Genomic DNA, 25,256 nt, shown 5'->3' on the forward strand with positions numbered 1-25,256 from the left:
GATCCCATCTGCCGGTCCGCGCCCGCATACCCCGGGATAGTCGCCCTGACCGTTGATTTCCAATTTCATGCCAAACCGGGAAATCTATTCACCCTTCCTCCGAAACTACGAAATTCAGTTTCTCTATAAATTATATGGAGAACGTATTTTAGCAACCCAACAGCCAATTGAATACTTGGCCCTGGGGAAGACCGGGCTGTTGACGGAAACGGAGAGGACACGAAATGACACGGAAAATCAGGCTTGGGGCATTTCTTCCCGGTGGCGGACAGCATGTTGCGTCATGGCGGCATCCCGACCAGCCGGCAGACGGCGCGACCAGTTTCGAGTTTCACAAACGTCTTGCCTTGACGGCTGAGCGTGGCCTCTTCGATGCATATTTCCTCGCCGACGGGCTGGCTGTCGGTTTTGGCGGTGCGCGTGAAGGCGGCAACGCCCGCGTGGCCGGCTTCGAACCCGTGACATTGTTCTCGGCCCTTGCGCCTTTCACCACCCATCTCGGCTTTATCGCCACGTCCTCGACCACCTACGAAGAGCCTTACACGACCGCCCGCAAATTCGCCTCGCTGGACCTGATCTCGGAGGGCCGTGCCGGCTGGAATGTTGTCACCACGACGGGCGACCTGACGGCGCAGAACTTCAACCGCGATACCCAGCTGCCGCATGCCGACCGATATCGCCGCGCCGCCGAGCACGTCGACGTTGTCCGCAAACTCTGGGAAAGCTTCGAGGACGACGCGTTCATACGGGACAAGCAATCCGGCGTGTTCTTCGATCCGTCGAAGCTGCACGACACCGACCACCGCGGCGAACACTTCCAGGTGCGCGGTCCGCTCAACATCTCGCGATCGCCGCAGGGGCATCCCGTCATCGTCCAGGCCGGGCAATCCGAAGATGGACGCGGGCTCGCCGCAGCAACGGCCGAAGTCATATTCACCGCCCATCAGCATATCGAAACCGCCCAGGAGTTCTATCGGGATATCAAGGCGCGCGCCCGCGCTCTCGGCCGAAACCCCGATCATATCCTCGTCATGCCCGGCGTATCCGCTTTCGTCGGTAGGACCGAGGCGGAGGCGCGCGAGAAATACGACCGCCTGACGTCGCTCATCGTCGAAGAGGACGGGATCGGCCTCCTCAATGGCCTGACCGGCGGCACGCTCGACCTGCACGGCTATGACCTCGACGGCCCTCTACCGCCGGCGCCGCCGACGGAAGGCATGAAGAGCCGCCAGGCCCTCATCCGCCAGATCGCCGATGAAAACAACTTCACCATCCGCCAGCTCTATCAGTGGATCGCGTCTGCCCGCGGTCACTACACCATCGTCGGAACACCCGAACAGATCGCCGATACGCTGCAGAAGTGGTTCGAGAACGAAGCTGCCGACGGCTTCAACATTCTGCCGCCCTGGCTGCCGACGGCGCTCGACGATTTCGTCGATCTGGTCATTCCGGAACTGCAGCGCCGCGGCCTGTTCCGCACGGCCTATGAGGGCAAGACGCTTCGAGAAAACCTCGGCCTGCCTTTCCCGACCAATCGGTGGGCTGCAGAACAAGCAGCTCTCCAGGCAGCAGAGTGAGGAGCGGTCGATGTCCTATGAAATCAACCAGGTTCTTCCGAGAAGCTTCGGCCGCCTGAAAAACAGCGAAAGCCATATTTCCACTCTCGCCTTGCAAGTGCGCGGGGTGCTCGCATCGCTTTTGCCGCGCTACGGCCTTCTCATCGGCTTCCTCGTATTCTGGCAGGTGTCGAGCACCAGGGGCTGGGTCAATCCCGCTATCTTCCCGCCCCTGGACGTGATCCTGTCCGCTCTTTGGACCAATCTTGCCAACGGCGCGCTGCTCGATGATATCGCCATCAGCCTGCAGCGATCCGGAACTGCCTTCGCCTTTGCCGTGGTGATCGGCATTCCGCTCGGCCTGTTCATGGGCCAGGTTCGTGCGGTCGAACAGGCGCTCGATCCGATCCTGCAGCTCTTCCGCCAGACCTCGGCGCTGGCGCTCTACCCGGTCTTCATCCTGCTGCTTGGCCTCGGCGAAACATCGAAGATCTTCGTGATCTTCTGGGCCACACTGTTTCCGGTGCTGCTTGCCACGATCGGCGGCGTCAAGGAAGTGGACAAGAAGCTCATCGAGATGGCGCGGACCTATGGCGCCGGACCGCTGACCATCTTCCGCCGCGTCATCCTGCCGGCGTCGGTACCGGCGATCTTCGTCGGCCTGCGTCTTTCGGCGACGACGGCACTTCTGCTGCTGATTGCCGCCGAGATGATCGGCGCCAACAAGGGCATCGGCTTCCAGGTTATGAATGCCCAGTACAATTTCCAGATCCCGCTGATGTTTGCGGCGATCCTTCTGCTCGCCTTCCTCGGGCTTGCCGCCAATGCCTTGCTCGTTCTCTTGCAGCGCCGTCTCTGCCGCTGGTCTCAGCCGAGCCGCTGACCTGCTTTCCCGATTTTCCTCTTCCGAAAGGTCCCACCAGATGACATTCCATCCCCGCCACCTTCTCCTGCCGGCAGTGATTGCTCTCGGCCTAACCTCACCCGCCGCGGCCGCCGACACGGTGAAGCTGCGCTATCTCGCCAGCCAGGGTGGTCTTGCCGCTCATGAACTCGCCGCCGAACTCGGCTACTTCGACGGAACGGGCATCACGCTCGAAAATGTCGGCTACGCCCAGGGCGGCCCGGCCTCCCTGATCGCCCTGGCATCGGGTGATGTCGAGATCGGCAGCGCCGCAACTTCCGCCGTCCTGAATTCGATCATCGGCGGCAATGATTTCGTCGCCGCCTATCCCTCAAACGGCATCAATAACGAGGTGCAGTCGACCTTCTACGTGCTGGAAGACAGCCCGATCAAGAGTATCAAGGACATTGCCGGCAAGAGCATCGCGGTCAATACGCTCGGCGCGCATCTCGACTATACCATCCGCGAAGCCCTGCATTCCGTAGGCCTACCGGCGGACGCAGCCAATCAGCTTGTCGTTCCCGGGCCGCAGCTCGAGCAGGTGCTGCGCTCCAAACAGGTCGATATTGCCGCCTTCGGCTACTGGCAGACGACCTTCGAGGGGGCTGCGCTGAAGAATGGCGGTCTGCGTCCGATTTTCGACGATACCGACGTGCTTGGAGACATCGCCGGGGGCTTCGTGGTCCTGCGCCGTGATTTCGCTCGCGAACATCCTGAAGCTGCAAAGATTTTCGTCCAGCAGTCGGCTCGCGCTCTCGATTACGCCCGCGAGCATCCGGAGGAAACCAAGAAGATCCTCGCCAAGGCGCTCAGTGAGCGTGGTGAGAACGCTGATATCGCACAGTACTTCCGAGGCTATGGGGTGCGTGCCGGCGGCCTGCCGGTCGAGCGCGACATCCAGTTCTGGATCGACGTCCTGGTTCGCGAAGGCAAGCTGAAGCAAGGCCAGCTGGCCGCCAAGGACATCCTCTTGACCGTCGACGCCAAGCCGGCAAGCAACTGAGGAATGATGATGAGCATCGCTGAGGACACGCGCCGCGGGGAGGTGACGATCCGTCACCTCTCCAAATCCTACAGGTTGAACGGGACACCTCTGCAGGTTCTCAGGGATATCAACCTCCACGTCCGCTCCGGCGAAAGCCTCGCCATCGTCGGCGCCAGCGGCTCGGGCAAGACGACCCTGCTCAGGGTTCTGGCAGGTCTTGAGGATTCCGACACGGGAGAGGTCCTCGTCGATGGCAAGGCGGTGCGAGGCGTCGGCACAGAGCGCGCCGTCATCTTCCAGGAACCGCGCCTTCTGCCCTGGCTGACCGTGCTCGACAATGTCTCCTTCGGGCTGGAAACTAGCGGCCTGTCGCGTGAGCAGGCGAGGGGACGGGCGCGCCACTATGTCAAGCTCGTCGGCCTGCAGCAGTTCGAGGCTGCCTATCCCCGGCAGCTGTCGGGCGGCATGGCCCAGCGCGTCGGCATCGCCCGGGCTCTAGCCGTCCAGCCGGAGATCCTGCTGCTCGACGAACCGCTCGGCGCGCTCGACGCGATGACCAAGATCGGCATGCAGCAAGAACTCGCACGGATCTGGCGCGATGAGGATGTGACGACCATCCTCGTCACCCATGATCTCGAGGAGGCGATCTATCTGGCCGACCGGATCCTGATCCTGCCACGGGAAAAGGGCGGCGAGCCGCGTCTGATCGAAATCGATCTGCCCCGTCCTCGCGACCGCAGCGCACCGGAATTCGTTCGACACCGCGAAGAGTTGCTGAACCTGTTCGGACTGCACTGACGTCTTCAAGCGTCAGCGCGCGCCGCATGGGACCTGATCCATGCGGCGCGCGGCAGTAGCAATAGCGATGCGGAGGACGCCCGCGGACCGCTACCGCGACTTGCTCTTCGAGCTGGCGGTGAGATACGGGCGCCGATCCAATTCCGCCGACCTGTAGGAACTGCGCAACAGCAGCAGATCCTTGCGCGCGATCAGGCCGCATAATTTCCCTGAAGTCGGATCGACGATCGGAATGCGTCCGTCGCCGGTCGACAGCATCAGATCGGCGATGAATGCGACCGTATCATCAGGATGCCCCACCGGAACTGAATCATCCGTCACGTTTTCCGCAAGCGTCTGGCTGGCGAGGTCCGGGTTCCCCTGCCAGAGCAAAGCGTCGGCTCTCGATACGACGCCGGCCAGCCTGCCTGTCGCATCGACCACCGGATAGATCCGGTGCGTCTTCCGCTGCGAGGCGAAGAAATCGCAGGCCTCTCCCACCGTCATGGCGACGGGAAGCGTGTCGACATCGCTGATCATGATCTCGCTTGCGCGCGACAGTTCGAACGGGTCGACGCCATATTCGCGGGTGATGTGCTGACCGCGGCGGGCGATCTTCTCGGTGAGGATCGAGCGGCGCAGCAAAAGCACGGTGACGGCATAGGCCACCACGGTTGCGGCAAGCAGCGGAACGAGCGTGCTGACGTCGCCGGTGATCTCCAACGCAAAGAAAGTGCCCGTCAGCGGTGCACGCATGGTTCCACCCATCATCGCCGCCATTCCGAGCAGCGCCCAGAAGCCGGGATCATTGCCCGGCATGACAATACCGACCAGCCATCCGAGAGCGCCGCCGAAAATCAAAAGCGGCGCGAGCACGCCACCGGAGGTGCCCGACGACAGGGCAAACAGCCAGATGATGGTCTTCACCAGCAGGATCGACATGACAGCCGGGGCGAGCAACCGGTTGTTGAGCAAGCCATCGATGATGTCGTAGCCGACGCCCATTGCCCGCGGTTCGATCAGGCCGCCGAGACCGATGACGAGACCGCCAAGTGCCGGCCACCACATCCAGTGGATCGGCAAGGCTTCGAACAGGTCCTCGATCCGGTAGAGCAGCGTCGTCAGCAATCCCGATTGCAGGCCGGAGATGATGCCCATCGCCGCACAGGCAAAAATACCCCACCAGGGCAAGGCCACCTGGAAGTGGGTCGGGAACAGCGGGCCGACGCCGAACAGCAGCGGGCGCCAGCAGATCGACACGCAGGCGGCAACGGCGACGGGAATGAAGCTGCGCGGCTTCCATTCGAACAACAGCAGTTCGACCGCCAGCATGACCGCGGCGATCGGCGAACCGAAAATCGCCGTCATGCCTGCGGCCGCACCGGCGACGAGCAGCGTTTTCCGCTCGGCCGCACTCATGTGAAAGAATTGCGCGAACAGCGATCCGATCGCACCGCCGGTCATGATGATCGGCCCCTCGGCTCCGAACGGGCCGCCGGTTCCGATGGAAATGGCAGACGACAGCGGCTTCAGGACCGCGACCTTCGGCGACATCCGGCTGCCGCCGATCAGGATGGCCTCGATCGCCTCGGGAATGCCGTGGCCGCGGATCTTCTCCGACCCGAAACGGGCCATCAGTCCGATGACAAGTCCACCCAGCGGCGGAACAAGCACCACCCACAGCGAGCGCGGCACCGCAGCCAGAGAGGCAGGCTGGATGCCGATCTCCCCGAACCAGATGACATTCGTCACCAGCGCAATGAGGCTGACGAGACACCAGGCGGCAAACGCGCCGGCGGTGCCGACAATGATGGACATGCCGACCAGGAGGAGGACCCGCCTGTCGGTGGTGAAATCGCCGGCCTCGCGCCGGGAAAGACCGCCGGTGAAATCGTGCGGCCGGTTGTTTGGTGGATGCTGCGCCATGGAAGCCTCTGCTACGCCGGAATGGATACGCTTGAGGCGCGTAAATATATCGTGATACGATATAAATCAATGGGTGAAAGCATGAAGGCGAAAATGTCCCATGAAGATGCCTCACTTGACCGCCTGGCGACTGCCCATCTATTCGATGATGGCGGCATGCGCTGCCGACCTTGGCGGCCGTTGCGGCAGAGGAGAAGTGCTTTGAAGAAGACCGCGCCGCCGCTGAGGCAAGAGGATTACGAAGCTCTCGCCGACCTCAGATTCGCGCTTCGCCAGTTCATGGACTTCAGCGCCTCTGCCGCCCAGTCGGAGGGATTGCCCCCGCAGCAGCATCAGGCCCTTTTGGCGATCAAGGGACAACGTGGCGATGCCATGACCATCGGCATGCTAGCCGAGCGGCTGATCATCGCGCCGCATACGGCGACCGAGCTTGTCGGGCGGTTGTCGGATGCCGGACTGGTCGAACGTCATGCCGATCCGGCCGACAGGCGCCGCCAGACGGTTCTTCTGACGGATAAGGCGGACGCGCTTCTGACGCGACTGAGCGCCGTCCACCTTTCGGAAATCAGGGAGATGGCCCCGAAGTTGATCGAGCTTCTGCTCGAGCTCCAGAAGACGGCGTCAAACACCAAATGACAATTGCGACATAGCCGATCTCCTGACGTGCCGCTTCAATCCAAAAGCGTCTTCTTCAGGCGATGGATATGGGCGGCGCCAATGCCGCAGCAGCCGCCGATGATGGTCGCGCCGGCCTCAGCCCAGGAGCAGGCATAGCGCGAGTAGGCATCGTCATTTAGGTCGTTGCGGGTCTTATGCAGGCCTTCATTGGCGGCTGCCTCGCCTTGCTCCCCTTCGAAGGCATTGGCATAGACGCCGATTTCGATGCGCGCGTCCATTGTCCGGAACACGCGCGCCGCGGTCTCCACCGCCGCCTGCATGACCTCAGGCTTGCTGCAATTGAACAAGAGGGCTTCGGCGCCCGATGAAACCGCCCAGGATGCCGCGTCCTCGACCCTTTCTTCGGAGCGCAGCTTCGGTTCGCCGCCCCTTATGGCTACCTCGTTATCTGCCAGGGTGAACGAAATCCAGAAGGGCTTGCCTGACGTCGCCACCGCCTTGCGGACAGCCTCTGCCTCGGCAATCAGGCTCAACGTCTCGCCGAGCCATACATCGACGAAGGGAGAAAGATTTTCGACAAGCACCTCGAGATAATCCTGCACCCGTGAAGGCTGAAAATTCTGCGGCTCGTATGAGCCGAAGATCGGCGGCAGCGAACCGGCAACCAGCACCTTCCGATCCGTGACGGCATCGGCCGCCTCGCGCGCCAAGCGACCGGCGAGACGGATCAGCGCTGGCCCTTCCTTCCAGAACCGATCCTCGCCGATGTGAAAGGGCACGAGCGCATAGCTGTTTGTCGTAACGACCTCAGAGCCGGCGGCGATGAATTCCTGGTGTACCTTACGGACGATATCAGGCGCATTGATCAGCGCCAATGCCGACCATTCCGGTTGTTTCAGCTCGGCGCCCAGCCGCAACAGTTCGCGGCTCATGCCGCCATCGAGAATTCGCATCGTGCTCATGAAGAGGTCTCCATTCAGGCTGTCGCGCCGTCATCGGCGGCGGGCTTTTGCATAACAAGGTGGGCGAGATGTACGTGGTTCGTGCGTGAGGGAACTCATGACCAGTCTCTTTCCCGTCGGCCTAGCGGCGAACCGGCACCTGCGCTTCGAGACCTCGAAAGAGGCGGGCGATTACGGCGGTCAGCGCGAGATAGAAGAGGGTGACGACCAGCAGCGGTTCATAGACGAGCAGCGTGTCCTGCCGAACCTTGTTTGCCACGGCATAGAGATCCATCACCGTCACCGTAAAGGCGAGCGGCGTCGCCTTGAGCTGCATGACGATCTCTCCCGCAATCGTCGGCAGGGCGATGCGAATGGCGCGCGGCAGCCAGATGCGGCGGATCAGCATCCAGGGCGACAGGCCGAAGGCCCGGCCCGCTTCGAGCTCGCCCTTGGGAACGGCAAGCAGCGCGCCGCGCAACACCTCTGCCTCATAGGCTGCATAGTTCAGGGTAAAGCTGACGGCGGCGAAGAAGAAGCCCTCGCGCAGGATCGGCCAGAAGAGGCTCTGGCGGATGCCGGGGACCATGGGCAGCAGCGAGCCCACCCCGTAGTAGAGAAGCCATAGCTGTATCAGCAGCGGCGTGCCGCGAAAGAAGGTGCAGTAACTGCGCGCCAGGAGCCGCGTCAGCCTGCCGCCGCTGACCTGCGCAAACGCCAAGCCTATGGCGATGGCGAAGCCGAACACCACGGAGATCACCAGCAGGCAAACAGTCTGCCAGGCGCCGGTCAGAAGCAGCGGCCAATAGGAAGAGATCCAGGTGAAATTCATGGGGCGCTTTCTTCAGGCAAGGCGCGGCTGCCCCCGCCGTACCCGTCCCTCGATCAGTTTGAAGACGACGTTGGAAACAAGCGTGATGGCGAGATAGAGAAGGGCCGAAGCAAGGAAAAAGACGAAGTAATGCTTGGTGCTTGCCCCGGCAAGACGGGTGGCGAGCGCCAGTTCCTGGTAGCCGACGACCGCGACCAGCGCGCTGTCCTTGGTGACCGACATCCACAGATTGGCAAGACCCGGCAGCGCGTTTGGCAGGAGCGCCGGCAGCAGGACCCGGCGGAACCTCAGTACCGGTCCCATGCCGAAGGCCTTGGCGGCCTCGATCTGGCCGACGGGAATGGCAAGGATCGCGCCGCGCAGCACCTCCGTCATGTAGGCACCCTGGACGAAACCCAGCACCGCAACGGCCGCCACGAACCCATTCACATTGACCGGCGGCAGCTCCAACGCGGCGAGCAGCCGGTTGAGGCCATCGGTGCCGGCATAATAGAGCCCGACGATCAGGATCAGCTCGGGGACGGCGCGGATCAGCGTGGTATAGAGATCGAGCAGGAGGCGGAGCATGCGGTTGCCCGAAAGCTTTCCAAGCGCGCCGCCCGTGCCAAGCAGCAGGCCGATCGCGAAGGCGCAAGCAGAGATGGCGACCGTGGAGACCGCACCTGCCAGAAGGACGCCGCCCCATCCCGGAGGATAGGGAGACAGCAGGTCCAGAATACCTTGTTGCGTGGTCGCCATCGTTCCGGCTGCTTACTTTGCACCGTAGATGTCGAAATCGAAGTATTTCTTGTTGATGGCGTCATACTGGCCACTGGCGCGGACAGCGGCGATCGCCGTATTTAGCTTGGCCTTCAGCTCAGTGTCTTCCTTGCGCAGACCGCCCGAGACGCCGGCGCCGAGAATCTCCTTGTCGTCGGCAACGTCGCCCATCTTGGCGCAGCAATCCTTGCCGCCATCGCTTTTGAGGAAAGCGTCAAGCGCCAGTGAATCGCCGAAGACATAGTCGATACGGCCGGAGGCGAGATCCTGGAACGCCTCGTCGAGCGTCTGGTAGGTCTTTTCCTCGGCAGCCTCGGCGAAATACTTCTTGTAATATTCCGACTGGATCGTCGACACCTGGATGCCGATGGTCTTGCCTTTCACGTCCTCGGCAGTGGCGCCCGGCTTCTGGTCCTTGGGGCCGATCAAGGTGCTCGGCGTGTTGTAATATTTATCAGTGAAGTCGATCACCTTCGAGCGTTCCGCGGTGTTCGACATCGACGACCAGATCACGTCGAACTTCTTGCTCTGGAGAGCCGGAATGAGACCATCCCAGGAAATTTCGACGATCGAGCATTTCTCCTTCATCTGCTCGCACACAGCGTTCATCAGGTCGATCTCCCATCCCTGCCATTGGCCGGAGGCGTCCTTGGCGAAGAAGGGCGGATAGGATTCGTTCATGACACCGAAGCGGACTTCGGCCTGTGCGGTGACGGCGGAAAGCACGAGTGCCGCGCCGGCGAACAGTGTGGGGAGCAGTTTCATTCGCAGGATTCTCCTGGTTTGTGTTGTCGATGAGAGATCGATGCGCATCAGTGGGCGCTGAGGCCGGTGAACTCCCGGCAGCGGGCGCTGACCGGCGCCCCGAAGATCTGCTCCGGCGGGCCTTCTTCCTCGATCCGTCCCTGATGCAGAAAGAGAACACGGCTCGAGACGTCACGGGCGAAGCGCATTTCATGCGTGACGATCAGCATGGTCCGGCCTTCTTCCGCGAGATCGCGGATGACCTTCAGGACCTCGCCGACCAGCTCCGGATCAAGCGCCGATGTCGGCTCGTCGAACAGCATGACAGCAGGGTCGACGCAGAGCGCCCGGGCAATCGCCGCGCGTTGCTGCTGGCCGCCGGAGAGGAAAGCGGGATAGGCATGGCGCTTGTCGAAGAGCCCGACCTTGTGAAGCAGGGCCTCGGCCTTTTCGATGGCCTCGCGTCGCGAAATGCCCATGACGTGCACCGGCGCCTCGATGACGTTTTCCAGCACCGTACGATGAGCCCAGAGATTGAAACTCTGGAAGACCATCCCCAGTCCGGTCCGCAGCCGTTCGATCTGCCGCCAGCTGCGCGGCTGCAGCCGGCCGCCCCGCCCCATCTTCAGCGCGATCTCCTCGCCGTTTACGGCAATGCGGCCACGATCCGGCGTTTCCAGGAAATTGATGCACCTGAGAAAGGTGCTCTTGCCGGAGCCCGACGAACCGATGATCGAAATCACATCGGACTTTTCGGCCTGCGTCGAGATACCCTTGAGAACCTCTTGCGAGCCGAAGCTTTTATGGAGATCTTCGACGCGAAGAGCAGGAAAGGGTTGATCTGGCATGCATGGTTCCGGGTGAATTGAGCTTGCGAAGGATAATGACAAAATAACGCGGTTTTTTCGCGCAGTTTTCACCTATTCTGCATATTTTATGCAAAATAATCTTCCTCATGCGGCAAGTACGGCAGAATGCGCGAATTGCTGCGGCGAGAACTAGGATTGGACAATGGAACAGCTGGATCGTTTTGACCGTGACATTCTCGATATCGTTCAGCGCGACTGCCAGCTGAAAGCCGAAACCATTGCCGAACGGATCGGACTGTCTGTTTCGGCCGTGCAGAGGCGGTTGAAGCGGCTGCGCGAGGAAGGGATCATCAAGGCGGAGGTGGCCGTCGTCGACCGCAAGGCGACGGGCACAGCGATGGTGTTCATCGTCGGGATGGAGATCGAGCGGGATAATTACGACGCGCTGGCGAAATTCCGCCTCTGGGCGGAGAAGCAGGATCACATACAACAGGTCTATTACGTCACAGGCGCGGTCGATCTGATCGCGATCGTCACCGCCCGCGACGTCGAGCATTATGACGACATCGCTGCGCTGATCATGGCTGACAATCCGCAGATCCGCCGCATGCACACGAATGTCGTGCTGCGCGACGTCAAGCTCGGCCTGTTCGTGCCCCTGGACTAGTGCTGGCGCGGCCGCACGGATAAGCCGCTGGACTCACATTTGACAAAGGGCATAATTCCGGGCGCAAATTCTCGGGAGGAATGATCGTTGACGTTACGACACCAGATCATCGCATTGGCGATCGTCCCGCTCGTCATATCGATCCTTGCGATCACCACCTTCATCACCTGGCAATCGGCAAACCTCGCCAAGAACAGCATCGACACGTTCGAGCAGAACATGCTGAAGACCAAGGAAGCCGAGATCCTCAATCTGACCAACCTTGCCCTGTCCGCCATCCAGACGATCTATGACAATGCCGGTGCCGACGACGAAGCCGCCAAGCAAAAGGTGGCGGCGATCCTGACTTCGCTCGACTACGGCAAGGACGGATATTTCTTTGTCTACGATTATGACGGCAACAACATCGTCCATCCGCGCCAGAGTTTCCGGCATGGGCATAATTGGCTCGATCTTACCGATCCGGATGGCGACAAGGTCATTGCCGAACTGATCGCCACGGCAAGAGCGGGCGGGGGCCTGCATCAGTACAAATGGCAGAAACCATCGACCGGACAGATCGCAGACAAGCTCTCCTTCGTCGTCAGTCTCGACAAATGGCAATGGGTCGTCGGCACCGGTGTTTATCTGGATGACGTCTTTGCCCAAAGCGCCGCCGCCAACGCCGGCATGCGCGCCAACATAAAACGGACCTTTATCATCGTCGCGCTGATCGCCGTGCCTTCGGTGCTCGTCGTTTTCACCACCTGCATGCTGCTGACGTTCCACGAGCGCCGCATGGCCGACAGCCGGCTCAAGGCCCTTACGCAGCGGGTCATCGATACCCAGGAAGAAGAGCGCGCACGGCTGGCGCGCGAGTTGCACGACGGCATTTCCCAAAATCTCGTCGGCGTGCGCTATGCGATGGATCTTGCCGGCCGCAAGGTGAGGACCAATGTCGACGATGCAGCACTGACGATCGATCGCGGTGTCGAGGCGCTGAACGGCGCCATCAAGGAAATCAGGCGGCTGTCGCACGACCTGCGCCCGCGCGTGCTCGACGACCTCGGCCTGACGGCGGCGCTCGAGGCACTCTGCTATCACTTTGCCGAGCGGACGGGCATCGAGACGAAGATCGACGCCTCAAGCTTCACCGACACGCTGAAGGCCGAAGCCAATACCGCGCTTTATCGTGTCGCACAGGAAGCGTTCAACAATGTCGAACGCCACTCGGGCGCCTCCAAGCTTGCGGTCAAGGTCTGGAGCGACAACGGCCGCGCCCGCATGACGGTCACCGACAATGGCACTGGCTTCGACGGCGCCAAGGACGGCCTGTCCGGCAGATCGGGTCTCGGCCTGCGCAACATGCAGGAGCGGATGGCCCACTTCCGCGGCCTGCTGCTGATCAACAGCAGCGAGACCGGCACGACGCTGACGGCAATGCTGCCGAAATCAGCCAATCGTCCCGCCGGCAAGCGGGCAGAAGCGGCATGACAGAACGCCCGAAAATCAGGGTGCTCTTGATCGACAACCACCCGCTGGTGCTGGACGGGTTGAAGGCGGTGCTCGAAACATTCGACCATATCGAAGTTGCCGGCACGGCCGGGCTCGCGCAAACGGGGCTGGAGATCGGCCGGCAAGTTCTGCCGCAGGTCGTGCTGATGGACATCAACATGCCGAAGCTGAGCGGCATCGATGCGATCGAGTTGTTCAGGAACGAACTTCCCCAGGCGCGGGTCGTGATGCTCTCCATGCATGACAGCCGCGAGTATATTTCCTCCTCAGTCATGCATGGCGCTGCCGGTTACATCCTGAAGGACGTTTCGACAGACGAGATCGTCTCGGCCATCGAGACCGTGGCGGGCGGGGGGACATATTTCTCGTCCGGCGTCTTCGACGCGCTGATGGGCGAACGCGCCGAGGAGGGTAGCGATCCCCTGACCCCGCGCGAACGCGACATTCTCGGGCTGATCGTTGCCGGCAGAAGCAACAAGGAGATCGCCGAAACGCTCGGGATCACCTCCGCCACAGCGGAAACCCATCGCAAGAACCTCAAGAAGAAGCTCGGTATCGCCACCACAGCGGGCCTCATCCGCTATGCGCTCGATCACGGCATCGTCTCGAAAACCGGGTAAATCGCGTCTACCCACTTCTGGGTAGGCCCCGGCATTTCAGCGCCGCGCCCATCTTGTGAGAACAAAACCACCGCCATAGGACTCCATCCACGGCTGGCCAAGTGCGAGCCGTTGGGAGGAATTCACATGCGTTACATCAGCTTCCGATCGGTCGGAAAACCTCGAGCGACCCGAGCCGGGCCTGCCGCGGCCGCCGGCTGACAGACCTGCCTTCCACGCCGACAACTGGAACATGGCGACCGCCGACGCGGCGCCTGAAAGGTATCCCGACATGGAAAAACCACGTAGCAAGGCAGCGCTCTGGCTGCTTGTCATTCCCTATCTAGGTCTGCTCTGGCCACCATTTTACAATGTCCGCGAGCCATCTCTTTTCGGCTTTCCCTTCTTCTATTGGTATCAGCTTCTCTGGGTGCCGATCACCGCAGCGCTGACCTGGATCGCCTATCGGAGCACTCGCCATGACGACTGACATCAACGGCACGGCGCTTGCCGTCTTCATCTTCTTTTTCGTGCTCGTCACCGTCATGGGCTTCGTTGCCTCTCGTTGGCGTAAGCCGGAAACGCTGGCGAGTATAGACGAATGGGGCCTCGGCGGACGCAACTTCGGCACATGGATCACCTGGTTCCTGGTCGGCGGCGATTTCTATACCGCCTACACCGTGATCGCCGTCCCGGCGCTGGTCTACACGGTCGGCGCCTACGGCTTCTTCGCGCTGCCCTACACCATCGTCGTCTATCCCTTCGTCTTCATGGTCATGCCTGTGCTGTGGAAACGCGCCAAGGATTTCGGCTATGTGACGGCTGGCGACGTGGTCCATGGTCAATATGGATCGCGCGGGCTCGAACTTGCCGTGGCGGCAACAGGCGTCATCGCCACCATGCCCTATATTGCCCTCCAGCTCGTCGGCATGACGGCGGTGCTGAAGGCGCTCGGGCTGCATGGCGAATTGCCGCTGGCGATCGCCTTCATCGTGCTGGCGCTCTACACCTACTCCGCGGGCCTTCGCGCGCCGGCGCTGATTGCCTTCGTCAAGGACATCATGATCTATATCGTCGTGATCGCCGCCGTCGCACTGATCCCGTCAAAACTCGGAGGTTACGCGAATGTCTTCGCCTCGGCCGATGCGGCTTTCCAGGCCAAGGGTTCCGGCAACCTGCTGCTCGGCGGCAATCAGTATGTCGCCTATGCCACGCTCGCCTTGGGTTCGGCGCTCGCGGCCTTCATGTATCCGCATACGCTGACCGGCATCTTTGCCTCCAACAGCGGCAAAACGATCCGCAAAAATGCGATCATGCTGCCCGCCTATACGCTGCTGCTCGGCCTTCTGGCGCTGCTCGGCTATATGGGGCATGCCGCCAACCTGAAGCTCGACAGCGCCAATGACGTTGTTCCGACGCTGTTCAAGACGCTGTTTTCAGGCTGGTTCTCCGGCTTTGCCTTTGCGGCGATCGCCATCGGTGCGCTGGTGCCGGCGGCAGTGATGAGCATCGGCGCCGCCAACCTCTTCACCCGCAATTTCTGGAAAGCCTATGTCGATCCTGATGTCAGCGATGCGGGCGAGGCGAAGGTCGCAAAGATCACCTCGCTCGTCGTGAAGATCGGGGCGCTTCTCGTCATCATCTTCCTGCCGACGCAATTCGCCCTCGACCTGCAGCTGCTCGGCGGCATCTGGATCCTGCAGACGCTTCCGGCGCTGGTCTTCGGCCTCTATACCAACTGGTTCCGTGCACCCGCTCTGCTTGCCGGCTGGTTCGTCGGCTTCGGCGGCGGCACTTTCCTCGTCTGGGATGCCGGTTGGAAGCCTCTGCATCTGATCAGCCTCGGCGGCGAACCCTTCACCGTCTACACAGGACTGCTGGCGCTTGCGGCCAACATCGCCGTTGCGGTCGTGGTCAACGCCTTGCTTCCGGCCAAGGCTCCGGCCCGGGCATAAGATGCAAATGCGAAGGGCAGCAAACGCTGCCCTTCGCAAAAATCATTCGGCTTTGCTTTCCAGTATCAGCCGGAAAGAGATCAGAGCGACTTAAAACTCTTCCCAATCGCCGGCCAATGCCGCATTCCCATTCGTCTGGAACGACTTGCCCACTTTGGCAATCATCTGACGCGCGGGCGAGGGCGCCGGTTGGGCGCGAGGCGCTGCGGCAGCGGGCGGCGATACGCGTTTCGGTGCCACCGCTCCGCCAATGTTGAACTGGCCCAGCAGCTGGAACAGCGCGTCGGCTTCCTTGGCAAGGTTATGAGCCGCCGCTGTGGCTTCTTCCACCATGGCGGCGTTCTGCTGTGTGCCCTGATCCATCCTGTTGACGGCGGTATTGATCTCTTTCAGCCCGGTCGCCTGCTCTTGCGAGGCGCCGACGATGGCGCCCACATTGCCGTCGACCTGCTGTACCTGCTCGGCAATCTCCTTCAGCGCCTTTCCGGTCTCGCCAACCAGGGCAACGCCGCTTTTGACGTGGCCATTCGAAGCGTTGATCAGTTCCTTGATTTCTTTTGCCGCCTTGGCAGAACGTTGCGCCAATTCACGCACTTCCTGAGCCACGACGGCAAAGCCCTTGCCTGCGTCACCGGCACGGGCGGCTTCGACGCCGGCATTCAGCGCCAGCAGATTGGTCTGGAACGCGATTTCATCGATAACGCCGATGATGCTGCCGATTTCGGTGGCGGAGGATTCGATCTTGCCCATGGCGTCGACCGCATCCCGAACGACGCTGCCAGAGCGCTCCGCGCTGTCCTTCGTCTTGCGAACGAGCTGGCCGGCTTCCTGAGCCTTGTTGCTCGAGTCGGCAACGGTGGTCGTAATCTCTTCCAGAGCAGCGGCGGTTTCCTCGACCGAGGCTGCCTGCTGTTCGGTCCGCTTGGCGAGATCGTCCGAGGCGGAGCGGATCTCCTGTGCACCGCCCGCGATGGCGCTGGCGTTCTGAGCAACCTTCTGCATGGCGGCACGGAGCTTTTCGACCGCAGAATTGAAGTCGGCTCTCAGCTTTTCCAAGGACGGAATGAACGGAGTGCCGATCTGCTGTGTAAGGTCGCCATCAGCCAGCGCCTGCAGCGCGTCGCCAAGCTGGCCGACAGCCTTGTCCGTCTGCTCCGCGAGCGTACGGCGTTCATCGGCATCCTGCTCGAGCCGATGCCGCTCCGACACGGCTCGCTTCGCCTCGGCGTCGGCTTCCCGTTCGGCCTTTGCCGAAATTGCGTCGCGCAGCCCCGCTACCGCCCGCGCAAGCTTGCCGATCTCGTCGCCGCGCGCTTCGAGGCGACGATCGCCGTTAAGATTGCCGTCGGCCATCGCTTTCAGCGAAAGCTGAAGTTTTGCCAGCGGGCCGACGATCGTGCGTGCGGTCACGGCGGCGGCAACCAGTGAAAGAACAGCCGCAATGCCAAGCGCGGTCAGGGCCAATGGCTTGAAGCCGCTTGCCGTGCTGCGAACCTCGCCGCCAATCGATTTGTTCAGCGCTTCCTGGTAGTCGATGAATTTGTTGATGGCGCCAAGCCAGGCAACGAAGGCCGGCCGGGCCTGTTCGAGCAGGATCTTGCGAGCGGCCTCGCCGTCGCCTTTCTCCTGCAGCGCAATGATCTGGGCGACCAAAGGATTGGTCTTCGCCTGGATGTCTGCAATCTCACCGAGAATGGTCTTTTCCTGTTCCGTCGCGCCGGCCGGAGAAGCAACCATATCCGCCATGCGCTTTTCATTCTCGGCGTAAGACGCTGCCAGCTTTTCGATCAATGCCTCGGCGGTCTTCCGTTCATCGTCAGACGTCACCAGAGTGACGTCGCGAATAGCGATCGCCCGGTCATGCACGCTGCCGCGATAGTTGATGGCAAACCGCTGCTTCACGCTGTTGACGTCGTTGATGGTTCCAAGCTTATCGTTGATCTGCGCAACTTTTTCCGTCGAATAGATGGTCAAGCCGACCATCAGCAAAAGGAGAACGCTGAAGCCAAGCGCCAAGCGCGCCACAACCCCGAAACTCATGATATTCTTCATATGCACTCTCCCCTCGCGGTGAGGTTTGTTGGAAGGATGTCTCGGCAGCCAGGATTGCTTGTCATATCTCGTTCGAATGCAGAGCCTCGGTGTCTCCGAGTGCATCCGACAGGCACCTCGGTGCCCGGAATCGCGCTTGAGATACGGGACATCCGTCAAAGCAATAAAAGCCGATTTCATGCGAAATTCGGGCGCCTGACCCGCCATCATGGCGGAGCTGACGAACCTCAAAGAACGTCGTCCCGATATCCAAAAAATTAGCGGAATATATTTTAGAGAGTGTAAACGGACCCGACGGAGCATGCTATATCGCCATATCTGGATAGCATTTGCGTTTTTCGGATGGACTATTTGAGGAGCGCTCTCCCGGTGGTTGCGAAATCCTCGGACTCCCCTGCATAACAAGGCGCTGCGGCTTGCCTGCGACTAGCCGACGCCGTTCTGGCATCGGCTAGTGATTTGCCGAAAGGTCTCGGCAGTTGGCATGAATTGCAGCTGCGGTGCCGCAGCTCTGGTGCTCCCGCCTCAGCTACGTAGCAGCGGAAGCAGCTGATCGCCCTGCCGCTTGATTTCGGAGAGATAGGGCGTGTCGGACAGCACGAAGTGGGTGATGCCGAGATCCTGGTATTTGCGCAGCGAGCGGGCGACGTCTTCCGCCGACCCGACCAGCCAGGTGGTGCCGGCTCCGCCGCCGCCGAATTTGCCCGGCGCGGTATAGAGGTTGTCGTCGAGGACGTCGCCGCGCTCGTGCAGATCGAGCAGCCGCTGCTGGCCGACGGCCAGCACCCGCTGGTGATCGTGCCAGCCGCTGCCCTTGCTTCTCGCCATCTCGGCGACCTTCGCCTCGGCGTCAGTCCATGCCTGTTCCGTGGTGTCGCGGACCAGCGTCGTGATCCGCAGGCCGAACTCCAGCGGCGGGAGGTCGCGGTCCAGCTCCCCGCTCAACGCCTTGAGCCGCGCGATCCGTTCGCGGACACCCTCGAGCGGCTCGCCCCAGAAGAGCTGGACATCGGCCTCGGTGGCGGCCACCCGCTCGGCCGCCTCCGAAGCGCCGCCAAAATAGAATTTGGGGTGCCGACGGTCGTCGCGAACCTGGATGCGTGGCACCACGGTGGATTCAGCGACGCGGAAGTTCTCGCCCGCGGATGTGACGTTTTCTTCGGTCCATAATCTGCGGACCAGCCGCATGAACTCCTTGGTCCTGGCATAACGGTGTGCCTGATCACCCTCGCTGTCGCCGTAGGCAGCCAGGTTGTCCTTGCCAGACACGATGTTGATCCGCACGCGGCCGCCAGTCAGATGGTCCAGCGTCGCCGCTGCGGAAGCGAAGTTCGCCGGTCGCCAATAGCCTGGGCGGATCGCAATGAGCGGCTCGAAGGTGGTGGTCCGGGCGGCGAGCGAGGCCGCAACGGTGAACGTGTCGGGGCGGCCCCAACCGGTGCCGATGAGCGCGCCCTTCCAGCCATGCTCTTCCAGCGCCCTTGCTTGGCTGGTCAGCGTATCCAGGCTGTTGTGGTTCTCGACGGCGGAATCACCGCGATGACCGGCTTTGACGTCGTTCGGAATATACCAAAGAAATTCGGAATTATTGCTCATGCGATGCTGCGGTTCTGTGTGTTATTGGAACAAAACGAGGGGGAGGAAGGCCCCTCTAGAGATCATACGGCTGCCTGCGCCTGCTGCTGCCCCGCCTGAACCACAAAGCCATTTGGCGGGCGTTGAAGGCCAAGGTTTTCCCGCAGCGTCGTGCCTTCGTATTCGTGCCGGAACAGGCCGCGCTTGCGCAGGATCGGGACGACCTGATCGACGAAATCGGTCAAAGCGGTGGGCAGGATCGGCGGCATGATGTTGAAGGCGTCGGCAGCACCGTTCTCGAACCAGCTTTGCATCGCATCGGCGATCTGCTCGGGTGTTCCAACCACCGTCCGGTGGCCACGAGCGGTGGCGACCGCCAGATAGAACTGGCGCAGCGTCAGATTGTTGCGCGATACCAGATCGGAAACCAGCTTGAGGCGGCTTTTGTTGAGTTCGGTATTATCAGGCAGGGGAGGGGCGGGATCGTCCAGCGAGTAGCCGGAAAGATCGACGCCCTTGTAGTGGCGCGCAAGGATATTCCAGGCGATGGAGGGATGAACCAGCGATTGGAGATGGTCGTAATTCGCCCGGGCTTCCGCTTCCGTGCCGCCGAGCACCGGGAATATGCCGGGACTGATCAGCAGTTCGTCCGGCCGGCGTCCGTAGCGGGCGAGCCGCCCTTTGACGTCGGAATAGAATTCTTGCGCATCCTCGAAGGTCTGGTTGGCAGTAAAGATCATCTCGGCGGTGCGGGCGGCAAGTTCGCGCCCCGGTTCCGATGCGCCGGCCTGCACGATGACAGGATAGCCCTGCACCGGGCGGCCGACGTTGAGCGGACCGGCCACCGAGAAGAACTTGCCCTTGTGATCGACGAGATGCACCTTGTCAGGATCGAAATAGACCCCGCTTTCCTTGTCGCGGATAAAGGCATCGTCCTCATAAGAATCCCACAGGCCCTTCACCAGATCGACGAATTCCTCGGCCCGCTCATAACGATCGGCATGGGCAGGATGGCCCGCGATTGAAAAATTCTTCGAAACATCCGCACCCGTCGTGACGACGTTCCAGGCGGCGCGACCCTTGGAAATATAGTCCAGCGACGCGAACCTGCGGGCGAGAAGGTAGGGGTCCTCGTAGGTCGTCGATGCCGTGGCGACGAAGCCGATATGTTTGGTCACCTGGGAGAGGGCCGCCCAGAGGGTCAGCGGCTCGAAATGCGCGCCCTGGGCGGTGCGACGAAGCGCTTCGGGATCCTTGGCGCGGTCCCATCCAGCCGGACTGTCGGCGACGAAGACGAGATCGAATTTGCCGCGTTCGGCGGTCTGGGCGAGCTCGCGGTAGTGATCGATATTGAGGCCGGCATCGGCCTGTGCCTGCGGATGGCGCCAGGCGGCGATATGATGGCCGGTCGCCATGATGAATGCGCCAAGCCGCATTTGCCTTTTCGATATGCTCATTGGCTTATCCTCATCAAATTGAACTGTTGCTGATGTCAGGCGGCCTTGCGGCCCGGAAGCTCGACCCCGAGCCGGCTGAGGAGATGGATGCGGGTTTGCGCAAAGCGCGGATCGCCGTGATCACGCGGCGTCGGCAGATCGATCTTGAGATCCTCGATGAGGCGCCCTTCGTCGAGAACCAGTATCCGGTCGGCCAGCGAAATCGCCTCATCGACGTCGTGGGTGACGAGCAGCACGGCAGGACGATGTCTTGCGCACAACTCCCGCAGCAGATCGTGCATTTTCAGCCTAGTCAGTGCGTCGAGAGCGCCGAACGGCTCATCGGCGAGAAGCAGGGCCGGTTCGCGCACCAGCGAACGGGCAAGCGCGACCCTCTGCTGCTCGCCACCCGAAAGCTGGTTCGGCCACGCCGTTTCCCGACCTGCAAGTCCTACCTCCGCCAAAGCCTTCCGCCCGGCCTCCTGGCCGGAGGCGCCGGTCAAGCCGAGCGTGACGTTCTGGATGACGGTGCGCCACGGCAGCAGGCGGGCATCCTGGAAAACCACCGAAAGGCTCTCCGGCGTCTCGAGGGTGCCCGTTCCCTCGACACCGTGATCGAGACCGGCAAGAGCCCTGAGGAACGTGCTTTTGCCGGAGCCGCTGCGGCCAAGCAGGGCAACGAATTCGCCTTCCTCGATATCGAGATCGACGCCGTCGAGGATCGTCTTCGTCGCAAACCGCCGTGCGAGGTCTCGCACGTGGACGGCTTTGTTTGCGGGCTTCAGTTTGCCAGGGTGCGGCGCCATGAGAGTGCCCTCCGTTCAAGCAGGCGGACGAGACCGTCCGAGACGAGACCGAGCAGCACATAGACCACCAGGCCGACGAGAATGACATCGGTCTGCCCGTAATTTCGGGCAAGATCGATCATGTAACCGAGCCCGCTGGTGGCGTTGATCTGCTCGACCACGACGAGAGAAACCCAGCAGAGGGTGACGGCAAACCGCAGACCCAGAAGGAAACCCGGCAAAGCACCCGGCAGCACGACCTGAAGGATGAAGTCCTTCTGGCCCATCCGCAGGGTTTCGGCCAGCTCGACATAACGGCTGTCGATGCTGCGGAGCGCGTTGTGGGTGTGGATATAAATCGGCACGATCACGGCAAGCGCGATGGTCGTAACCTTCATGCTCTCGCCGATGCCGAACCACAGGATCAACAAAGGGATCAGGGCCAGCGTCGGTATCGCGCGCTTGATCTGCACCGGCCCGTCGATCAGGGCTTCGCCGATCCGCGAAAGGCCGGCGATCAACGCCAGGATCGTGCCGATCAGCAAACCGATGCTAAGGCCGAGCAGGGCGCGTGTCGCCGACGTCACGAAGTTATCCTGCAGGCGACCCTGCTCAATGAGCCTTACGAAAGCCTCGGCCACCGTCCACGGCGCCGACAGGATACGCGGGTCGATCCATCCGAGCGCCGAGCCGACGACCCAGGTCAAGACGAGTAATGCCGGCCCGATCTGCAGTCCGAAAGGGATCGCCGGTCCGGGGCCTAACCTGCGCCTGGCTCGCGGGCCAACGGAGCCAGCCGGTTTTACCAGGCGAGAACCTGCCCGCACAATTCTACCGCCGGACGACCGCGACAGTTTCGCCTCATCTGCATCCCAAGTGGTTGCCATGCTTCAAATCTCCTCTCCGAAGGGGTGTCGAGCGTTACTGGCTCTTGGCCAAGGCCGCGGCGCCGAGCTTTTCGAAGCGATTGTCGAAAATCTGCTCCACATTGAGGGGCTTGTTGCCGAGCTCGTCTGCCAGTAGATCGATGGTTTCCTGGTGGCGCTTCTTCACTTCGCTCCAATCGCTGGGAACGACCTGTTCGCCGGTCAACTTGACGAGATATTCCCCGTCCTCCTGGCTCAACCCCTGCTGACCGACGTAATATTCCTTGATCCAGAGGTCCGGGTTCCGGTTCACCCATTCGGTGGCGCGTGCCCACAGGCCGACGTATTCGGCGAGAGCTGCCGCCTTGGCGGGATCATCCAGAACCCATTGCGGCGCATAAAGATGGCTCGGATCATCCCGCAGGCCATGTTCCACGAGGGTCGCGCCATCGGGTCCGTATTGGGTGATGTAGCGCCTGATGTAGACGCCGCCGAGCGGTGCGATGTCGACCTGCTTGCTCGCCAGTGCCTTCGGGTAGACGTCACTGGTACTCGGCAGTTCCACCAGAGTGACGTCGCCGCTCTTCAAGCCTGCGGCACGGAGGGCGCGTAGAACGAGCGTGCCCTGTGCCTGACCCGGGCTGAAGGCGATGCGCTTGCCGCGGAAGTCCGCGAGCGTCTTCACGGCCGCGCCTGGCGCGATGCCGAAGCGGTAGATGGGATTGGCGATCGGGTCACGGCGTTCGCGATAGGCGATGTTGCGGACGGGCAGATTGTTCCAGTTGGCGAAGATCGAAGGGATCTCGGCCACCGACCCGACGTCGAGTGCATGGGCGCGGAAAGCTTCCGACGTCTGCGGCCCGCCGCTGATATTGGCCCATTTGACCTCGAAACTGAGCTCCTTGCCGAGGCCGGACACTTCGAGCGCTTTCTGCGTGACCGGATCGCCGATCGTCAGCACTGTGCCCGGCGGCACTTTGGGAAGCAGGGGAGCGTCTGCCTCGGCTGCCGTCGGACCGTGAATGGCACTGAGACCAAGCAGACTGAACAACGCAATTTTGAATGTCTTTGCCAATGTCATCGTCGATCTTCCCGTTTCCGATTGCTGATTGCAGGAGCGATGCACGGTAAGATGGAATGTAATCTACTAAATCGATAGATTATTTAGTTTAATGAAAGTGGCGCTGGTGAAAAATTGTGCTCAAAAGGCGGGAAACCGAAACCACCGCGTCCGGCGCGTCGGCACGAGGGTCGATGTATCCAGGCGTGAAAAAAGCGCCTGGGACGTTCGTCCACGGCGCTTTACGGGGCCTTGTTTAACCCTGCTCTTGATAAAGGCTTGGCAGCAAACCGCAGTGACCGCCCTTCAGACGCCAAGCCGTCGCGGACGTCGGGATCGCCTGTGTCAGGCGCTATGCGGCGCGTATTCGTTGGCCGAGAAGACGTGATGATGCACCTTGCCAGTAAAGAGCTGCAGGAGTTCGCCGGTGACCTCACGGCTCTGCGACCGCACATCGGAGAGAAGTGCCGCGTTCACCGTGTCCATATCGGGATACCGAATGGCGAGCGCCATGGCATAGATCGGGGCGCCTTCGTCGCGCTCCATCCCGTCCAGCACCCGGATTTCCTCGGCGCCTGGAAATTTCGTCCAGAGAGGGACGAGCCGCTGCCGCACGAATTCGCGGAATTCCCGTTCTTTACCGGGATGGATTTCGCCTTCAAACAAAGCATAACGAATGATCATAGGTTCTCTTTTCCAAAACTCGCCGGAGCTGGATCGATGTTGGCGTGTTATCGTGAGGTCGGGGCGTATCGATCGATACGCCCCGATTGGAAGGGTTATTTGCCCCAGATTTTCTTGTATTGATCGCGATAGCCGTTGTCGGGATCGAAGCTGTTCTTCGGCCCACCGTCAAACTCGACGTTCTGGCTGGTCACCACATGGAGTGGCGACACGTAGCCGGACCATGGCGCTTTCGCAAAGGCGCGGTTCAATTCGTCGACGAGCTGCCAGCCCTGGAGGTTGAGCGGCTCGGCGACCGTGACGGCTTGGAATTGCTTGGCGCGGATACGCTGATAGGCGCTTTCCGACCCGTCGCCGGCTGCAACGTTCACCGGTTTTCCATCGCCTGCAATGCCGGCCGAGGCGAGCGAAGGTCCCATGAAGTCGTAATAGAGGTCGTTGATCGCCAGCGAATGCGTCCACTTCGCGCCATACTTCTGTAGAAGCGACGTGGTCAGCTGCGGCATGCGCTGCGAGGTTTCGGCGATCGGCGTGTCGACATATTCGAGCACCGTGCCGCCGAGATCTTCGATTTCCTTCTTCATGCGATCGGCCTTGGCAATCGCGATCGCATAGGTGGAGTCGGTAAAGATGATGACGCCCGGCTTGCCGGCGGCATCGGCAAAGGCCCAATCCGCCGCGGACTTCGATACTTCCATCGCATCGGTAGTCACGTTTGCGAAGACACCGACTTCGGGAACCGGACCGACCGCCGAGGCAGCGTGCCAGGAAACCATCGGAATGCCGGCAGCCTTGGCTGCTTCCATCGCCGGCTTCTGCTCGACCGCGTCAAAGCCGTTGATGATGATGCCATCTGGCTTCAGCGCCATGGCCTGGCCGAAAGCCGCGGTCCGCCCGCCGATCGAGCCGGCGCCGTCAAGCGCCTTTACCGTCCAGCCGAGCGCGCCTGCCGCTTCCTGAACGCCATTGACCACGCCGAGGATGCCACCGTTTTTCATATCGCCGGCAAGAATGACGATGTTCTTTCCGGCAGCGCCCTTGGGGCCGCTCGTCGGGCCGTCCCAGGCGCTCACCTTGGAAGCATACTTTTCAACCACGGCCTTGGCATCGGCCATTGAATCGGCCCATGCCGGCATGCTGAGCATAACGGCGACGGTTGCGACCGTTGCCTGCAATAATGTTCTGCGCTTCATGTTCACTCCTCCATTTTGTTTGTTATGAAATGCCGGGAT

At 61.5% G+C, this 25,256-nt stretch carries 24 protein-coding genes; 10 read left to right on the forward strand and 14 right to left on the reverse strand.

Annotated elements, in window-relative coordinates; translation table 11 throughout:
• The first annotated feature begins 224 nt into the window (after positions 1-224).
• From ACM5SV_RS19100 to ACM5SV_RS19115, 4 genes are read left to right on the forward strand one after another with little or no spacing between them, the layout of a single operon-like run.
• Positions 225-1,577 (forward strand): LLM class flavin-dependent oxidoreductase, encoded by a 1,353-nt coding sequence (locus ACM5SV_RS19100; protein WP_222015399.1) that lies wholly within the window; start codon positions 225-227, stop codon positions 1,575-1,577.
• Positions 1,578-1,587: 10 nt separating this feature from the next.
• Entirely contained in the window at positions 1,588-2,439 is an 852-nt protein-coding gene (locus tag ACM5SV_RS19105; protein ID WP_003555477.1) for an ABC transporter permease, read from the forward strand.
• A gap of 40 nt (positions 2,440-2,479) precedes the next feature.
• On the forward strand, positions 2,480-3,463 hold the full coding sequence (locus ACM5SV_RS19110) for an ABC transporter substrate-binding protein (protein WP_222015398.1): 984 nt from the start codon (positions 2,480-2,482) through the stop codon (positions 3,461-3,463).
• A gap of 9 nt (positions 3,464-3,472) precedes the next feature.
• Entirely contained in the window at positions 3,473-4,243 is a 771-nt protein-coding gene (locus tag ACM5SV_RS19115) for an ABC transporter ATP-binding protein (protein WP_003555479.1), read from the forward strand.
• 90 nt (positions 4,244-4,333) lie between these two features.
• Here the strand turns inward: ACM5SV_RS19115 and ACM5SV_RS19120 are convergent, their stop codons facing one another.
• Entirely contained in the window at positions 4,334-6,148 is a 1,815-nt protein-coding gene (locus tag ACM5SV_RS19120) for a chloride channel protein (protein WP_128438926.1), read from the reverse strand.
• A gap of 201 nt (positions 6,149-6,349) precedes the next feature.
• Between ACM5SV_RS19120 and ACM5SV_RS19125 the strand changes: the two genes are divergently transcribed.
• Complete coding sequence (locus ACM5SV_RS19125; RefSeq protein WP_012760658.1) at positions 6,350-6,784, forward strand: MarR family winged helix-turn-helix transcriptional regulator; 435 nt, start codon at positions 6,350-6,352, stop codon at positions 6,782-6,784.
• Between the two features lie 35 nt (positions 6,785-6,819).
• Here ACM5SV_RS19125 and ACM5SV_RS19130 read toward each other — a convergent pair whose 3' ends face one another.
• The 5 genes from ACM5SV_RS19130 to ACM5SV_RS19150 form a co-directional block, all read right to left on the reverse strand.
• Positions 6,820-7,728 carry a homocysteine S-methyltransferase family protein gene (locus tag ACM5SV_RS19130; protein ID WP_222015397.1) on the reverse strand — a complete coding sequence of 303 codons (909 nt, stop codon included), beginning with the start codon at positions 7,726-7,728 and terminating at the stop codon, positions 6,820-6,822.
• 121 nt (positions 7,729-7,849) lie between these two features.
• On the reverse strand, positions 7,850-8,539 hold the full coding sequence (locus tag ACM5SV_RS19135; protein ID WP_222015396.1) for an ABC transporter permease: 690 nt from the start codon (positions 8,537-8,539) through the stop codon (positions 7,850-7,852).
• 12 nt (positions 8,540-8,551) lie between these two features.
• Positions 8,552-9,277 (reverse strand): ABC transporter permease, encoded by a 726-nt coding sequence (locus tag ACM5SV_RS19140; protein ID WP_017992548.1) that lies wholly within the window; start codon positions 9,275-9,277, stop codon positions 8,552-8,554.
• Between the two features lie 12 nt (positions 9,278-9,289).
• On the reverse strand, positions 9,290-10,063 hold the full coding sequence (locus ACM5SV_RS19145; protein ID WP_003555487.1) for a transporter substrate-binding domain-containing protein: 774 nt from the start codon (positions 10,061-10,063) through the stop codon (positions 9,290-9,292).
• 47 nt (positions 10,064-10,110) lie between these two features.
• Positions 10,111-10,890 (reverse strand): ABC transporter ATP-binding protein, encoded by a 780-nt coding sequence (locus tag ACM5SV_RS19150; RefSeq protein ID WP_222070767.1) that lies wholly within the window; start codon positions 10,888-10,890, stop codon positions 10,111-10,113.
• 163 nt (positions 10,891-11,053) lie between these two features.
• Between ACM5SV_RS19150 and ACM5SV_RS19155 the strand changes: the two genes are divergently transcribed.
• The 5 genes from ACM5SV_RS19155 (at position 11,054) to mctP (ending at position 15,566) form a co-directional block, all read left to right on the forward strand.
• A complete protein-coding gene (locus tag ACM5SV_RS19155) occupies positions 11,054-11,518 on the forward strand; it encodes an Lrp/AsnC family transcriptional regulator (protein ID WP_003555489.1) in 465 nt (154 codons plus the stop codon).
• An 87-nt stretch (positions 11,519-11,605) separates the two neighbouring features.
• On the forward strand, positions 11,606-12,991 hold the full coding sequence (gene mctS, locus ACM5SV_RS19160; protein ID WP_012760662.1) for a sensor histidine kinase MctS: 1,386 nt from the start codon (positions 11,606-11,608) through the stop codon (positions 12,989-12,991).
• Positions 12,988-13,632 (forward strand): two-component system response regulator MctR, encoded by a 645-nt coding sequence (gene mctR / locus ACM5SV_RS19165; RefSeq protein WP_012760663.1) that lies wholly within the window; start codon positions 12,988-12,990, stop codon positions 13,630-13,632. Before mctS ends, mctR begins: the two co-directional genes overlap by 4 nt.
• Before the next feature lie 271 nt (positions 13,633-13,903).
• Positions 13,904-14,101, forward strand: a complete 198-nt coding sequence (locus ACM5SV_RS19170; RefSeq protein ID WP_003555492.1) for a DUF3311 domain-containing protein — start codon at positions 13,904-13,906, stop codon at positions 14,099-14,101.
• Positions 14,091-15,566, forward strand: coding sequence for a sodium:solute symporter family monocarboxylate transporter (mctP, locus tag ACM5SV_RS19175; RefSeq protein WP_003555493.1), 1,476 nt, complete (start codon positions 14,091-14,093; stop codon positions 15,564-15,566). The genes ACM5SV_RS19170 and mctP overlap by 11 nt, the downstream gene beginning before the upstream one ends.
• Positions 15,567-15,656: 90 nt before the next feature.
• On the opposite strand, the gene ACM5SV_RS19180 is transcribed toward mctP, so the two are convergent.
• From ACM5SV_RS19180 to ACM5SV_RS19215, 8 genes are all read right to left on the reverse strand, one after another.
• Positions 15,657-17,618: a HAMP domain-containing methyl-accepting chemotaxis protein gene (locus ACM5SV_RS19180; protein WP_017997602.1), complete on the reverse strand. Its 1,962-nt coding sequence runs from the start codon at positions 17,616-17,618 to the stop codon at positions 15,657-15,659.
• Positions 17,619-18,143: 525 nt separating this feature from the next.
• Complete coding sequence (locus ACM5SV_RS19185) at positions 18,144-19,214, reverse strand: LLM class flavin-dependent oxidoreductase (RefSeq protein WP_017997603.1); 1,071 nt, start codon at positions 19,212-19,214, stop codon at positions 18,144-18,146.
• A gap of 62 nt (positions 19,215-19,276) precedes the next feature.
• Entirely contained in the window at positions 19,277-20,650 is a 1,374-nt protein-coding gene (locus ACM5SV_RS19190) for an LLM class flavin-dependent oxidoreductase (RefSeq protein ID WP_222015395.1), read from the reverse strand.
• Positions 20,651-20,685: 35 nt separating this feature from the next.
• A complete protein-coding gene (locus ACM5SV_RS19195; protein WP_003555499.1) occupies positions 20,686-21,435 on the reverse strand; it encodes an ABC transporter ATP-binding protein in 750 nt (249 codons plus the stop codon).
• Positions 21,411-22,301 (reverse strand): ABC transporter permease, encoded by an 891-nt coding sequence (locus ACM5SV_RS19200; RefSeq protein ID WP_003555500.1) that lies wholly within the window; start codon positions 22,299-22,301, stop codon positions 21,411-21,413. The genes ACM5SV_RS19195 and ACM5SV_RS19200 overlap by 25 nt, the downstream gene beginning before the upstream one ends.
• A gap of 34 nt (positions 22,302-22,335) precedes the next feature.
• Entirely contained in the window at positions 22,336-23,361 is a 1,026-nt protein-coding gene (locus tag ACM5SV_RS19205) for an ABC transporter substrate-binding protein (RefSeq protein WP_003555501.1), read from the reverse strand.
• A 324-nt stretch (positions 23,362-23,685) separates the two neighbouring features.
• The gene (locus ACM5SV_RS19210; RefSeq protein ID WP_003555502.1) at positions 23,686-24,024 is read right to left on the reverse strand and encodes a hypothetical protein; all 339 of its coding nucleotides are present in this window, start codon (positions 24,022-24,024) and stop codon (positions 23,686-23,688) included.
• Positions 24,025-24,119: 95 nt separating this feature from the next.
• The gene (locus ACM5SV_RS19215; RefSeq protein ID WP_003555503.1) at positions 24,120-25,217 is read right to left on the reverse strand and encodes a substrate-binding domain-containing protein; all 1,098 of its coding nucleotides are present in this window, start codon (positions 25,215-25,217) and stop codon (positions 24,120-24,122) included.
• Between the last annotated feature and the right edge of the window lie 39 nt (positions 25,218-25,256).

The sequence above is a fragment of the Rhizobium sp. CRRU65 genome, from assembly GCF_048551595.1.
GTDB classification, from domain to species: Bacteria; Pseudomonadota; Alphaproteobacteria; order Rhizobiales; family Rhizobiaceae; genus Rhizobium; species Rhizobium leguminosarum_J.

What these genes read in the sequence shown, in the direction of transcription:
- ACM5SV_RS19190 (WP_222015395.1), bottom strand. Translation starts at nt 20,650, where the DNA reads ATGAGCATATCGAAAAGGCAAATGCGGCTTGGCGCATTCATCATGGCG.
- mctP (WP_003555493.1), top strand. Translation starts at nt 14,091, where the DNA reads ATGACGACTGACATCAACGGCACGGCGCTTGCCGTCTTCATCTTCTTT.
- ACM5SV_RS19105 (WP_003555477.1), top strand. Translation starts at nt 1,588, where the DNA reads ATGTCCTATGAAATCAACCAGGTTCTTCCGAGAAGCTTCGGCCGCCTG.
- ACM5SV_RS19140 (WP_017992548.1), bottom strand. Translation starts at nt 9,277, where the DNA reads ATGGCGACCACGCAACAAGGTATTCTGGACCTGCTGTCTCCCTATCCT.
- ACM5SV_RS19180 (WP_017997602.1), bottom strand. Translation starts at nt 17,618, where the DNA reads ATGAAGAATATCATGAGTTTCGGGGTTGTGGCGCGCTTGGCGCTTGGC.
- ACM5SV_RS19185 (WP_017997603.1), bottom strand. Translation starts at nt 19,214, where the DNA reads ATGAGCAATAATTCCGAATTTCTTTGGTATATTCCGAACGACGTCAAA.
- ACM5SV_RS19215 (WP_003555503.1), bottom strand. Translation starts at nt 25,217, where the DNA reads ATGAAGCGCAGAACATTATTGCAGGCAACGGTCGCAACCGTCGCCGTT.
- ACM5SV_RS19205 (WP_003555501.1), bottom strand. Translation starts at nt 23,361, where the DNA reads ATGACATTGGCAAAGACATTCAAAATTGCGTTGTTCAGTCTGCTTGGT.
- ACM5SV_RS19115 (WP_003555479.1), top strand. Translation starts at nt 3,473, where the DNA reads ATGAGCATCGCTGAGGACACGCGCCGCGGGGAGGTGACGATCCGTCAC.
- ACM5SV_RS19135 (WP_222015396.1), bottom strand. Translation starts at nt 8,539, where the DNA reads ATGAATTTCACCTGGATCTCTTCCTATTGGCCGCTGCTTCTGACCGGC.
- ACM5SV_RS19130 (WP_222015397.1), bottom strand. Translation starts at nt 7,728, where the DNA reads ATGAGCACGATGCGAATTCTCGATGGCGGCATGAGCCGCGAACTGTTG.
- ACM5SV_RS19150 (WP_222070767.1), bottom strand. Translation starts at nt 10,890, where the DNA reads ATGCCAGATCAACCCTTTCCTGCTCTTCGCGTCGAAGATCTCCATAAA.
- ACM5SV_RS19120 (WP_128438926.1), bottom strand. Translation starts at nt 6,148, where the DNA reads ATGGCGCAGCATCCACCAAACAACCGGCCGCACGATTTCACCGGCGGT.
- ACM5SV_RS19195 (WP_003555499.1), bottom strand. Translation starts at nt 21,435, where the DNA reads ATGGCGCCGCACCCTGGCAAACTGAAGCCCGCAAACAAAGCCGTCCAC.
- ACM5SV_RS19200 (WP_003555500.1), bottom strand. Translation starts at nt 22,301, where the DNA reads ATGGCAACCACTTGGGATGCAGATGAGGCGAAACTGTCGCGGTCGTCC.
- mctR (WP_012760663.1), top strand. Translation starts at nt 12,988, where the DNA reads ATGACAGAACGCCCGAAAATCAGGGTGCTCTTGATCGACAACCACCCG.
- ACM5SV_RS19100 (WP_222015399.1), top strand. Translation starts at nt 225, where the DNA reads ATGACACGGAAAATCAGGCTTGGGGCATTTCTTCCCGGTGGCGGACAG.
- ACM5SV_RS19170 (WP_003555492.1), top strand. Translation starts at nt 13,904, where the DNA reads ATGGAAAAACCACGTAGCAAGGCAGCGCTCTGGCTGCTTGTCATTCCC.
- ACM5SV_RS19110 (WP_222015398.1), top strand. Translation starts at nt 2,480, where the DNA reads ATGACATTCCATCCCCGCCACCTTCTCCTGCCGGCAGTGATTGCTCTC.
- ACM5SV_RS19145 (WP_003555487.1), bottom strand. Translation starts at nt 10,063, where the DNA reads ATGAAACTGCTCCCCACACTGTTCGCCGGCGCGGCACTCGTGCTTTCC.
- ACM5SV_RS19210 (WP_003555502.1), bottom strand. Translation starts at nt 24,024, where the DNA reads ATGATCATTCGTTATGCTTTGTTTGAAGGCGAAATCCATCCCGGTAAA.
- ACM5SV_RS19155 (WP_003555489.1), top strand. Translation starts at nt 11,054, where the DNA reads ATGGAACAGCTGGATCGTTTTGACCGTGACATTCTCGATATCGTTCAG.